The sequence below is a fragment of the Phascolarctobacterium succinatutens CAG:287 genome (genome assembly GCF_000434895.1).
Lineage (GTDB): Bacteria > Bacillota > Negativicutes > Acidaminococcales > Acidaminococcaceae > Phascolarctobacterium_A > Phascolarctobacterium_A succinatutens_A.
Window position 1 is genome coordinate 2,117 of sequence record NZ_FR892820.1, and the last position, 1,386, is coordinate 3,502.

General features: G+C 41.6%; 2 protein-coding genes. Both read left to right on the forward strand.

Annotated elements, in window-relative coordinates:
* On the forward strand, positions 1–378 hold a 378-nt coding region (locus BN587_RS12085; RefSeq protein WP_044484851.1), incomplete at its 5' end, for a phosphomannose isomerase type II C-terminal cupin domain.
* Entirely contained in the window at positions 347–1,354 is a 1,008-nt protein-coding gene (locus tag BN587_RS10070) for a type I phosphomannose isomerase catalytic subunit (RefSeq protein ID WP_021721010.1), read from the forward strand. The genes BN587_RS12085 and BN587_RS10070, both read left to right, overlap by 32 nt.
* Positions 1,355–1,386 lie beyond the last annotated feature (32 nt).

The following is a 1,386-nucleotide window of genomic DNA, read 5'->3' on the forward strand; positions in this document are numbered from 1 at the left end:
AAAGCGCAGTCAAGCTATATTAAGCCGTTTGTAGATAATATTATTCAGCCAGTAATGTATGCCGAAAAGTCCTGGGGCAGCTATCAGGTTATAGACATGGAAAAAGAAAGCCTGACCATTCGTATAACACTGAAGGCTGGCAGCAAAATGAACTACCATAGCCATGAGCATCGCGATGAGGTGTGGACTATTATCCAAGGCCATGGTCATACGATTGTAGATGGCATGGAACAGGAGGTTTATGCTGGTGATGTAATTACCATAGCAGCAGGCTGCAGGCATACTATTATGGCAGATACGGAGCTGAAAATTATTGAGGTTCAGCTTGGTAAGGAGATAAGTGTAAATGACAAGCAAAAATATGAGCTTGAAAAATAAACCGTTTCTGCTCAAGCCTATAGGCAAGGATTATCTTTGGGGAGGAAGACGCTTGAATGATGACTTCTCCAAGGGCATTCCTATGCAGCCGTTGGCAGAAACATGGGAGTGCTCTACACATCATGATGGTACAAGTATGGTTGCTAGTGGTAAATTTAAAGGCTTGTCATTAGCAGCGGTTTTGCGTCATAACCCAGGGCTTTTAGGCAAGCATTATGCAGATTTAGGTGAACTGCCTATTTTAATTAAGCTTATTGATGCCAAAAAGGATTTATCTGTTCAAGTTCATCCAGATGATGAATATGCTTTTTATCATGAGAATGGACAGCGTGGCAAGACTGAAATGTGGTATGTGCTTGATGCTAGTCATAATGCACAGATTGTATATGGTTTTAGTCATGATATAGAAAAAGACGTTTTGGCAAAAAGCTTGCAGGATGGTACAGTAGAAAAATATTTGCAAAAGATACCGGTACATCGTGATGATGTTTTCTTTATAAAACCTGGCGCCGTTCATGCGATTGGTGCTGGAGCGCTGATTGCCGAGATTCAGGAAAGCTCCAATTTAACGTATCGTCTGTTTGATTATAACCGTGTTGATAAAAATGGCAGGAAGCGCGAGCTGCACATAGAAAAAGCTTTGGCTGTTGTTGATACGCATGGAAGCGAACAGCCGAAGCAGCCAATGCGTGTGCTAAAGTATAGGAGAGGCTTTGCGTCGGAAATGCTGTGCCGTTGCAAGTATTTTCAGGTTGAGCGCGTGCTGGTAAATACAGAGCGCTGTCGTGAAATGGCAACATTGTCAAGTAATGGTGATTCCTTTAAGGTGTTGCTTTGCACGAATGGCTGTGGAATAATGACGTTTGGTGAAGGCGAAGTGTTAAATATTTTTAAAGGTGACTGTATATTCTTACCGGCAAATTCTATTGAGGTTAAGCTGCATGGAGAGCTGCAGATGCTGTTGGTAAGAGGGTAATTTGTTATCGATTAGGTAAAAAATATATTTTT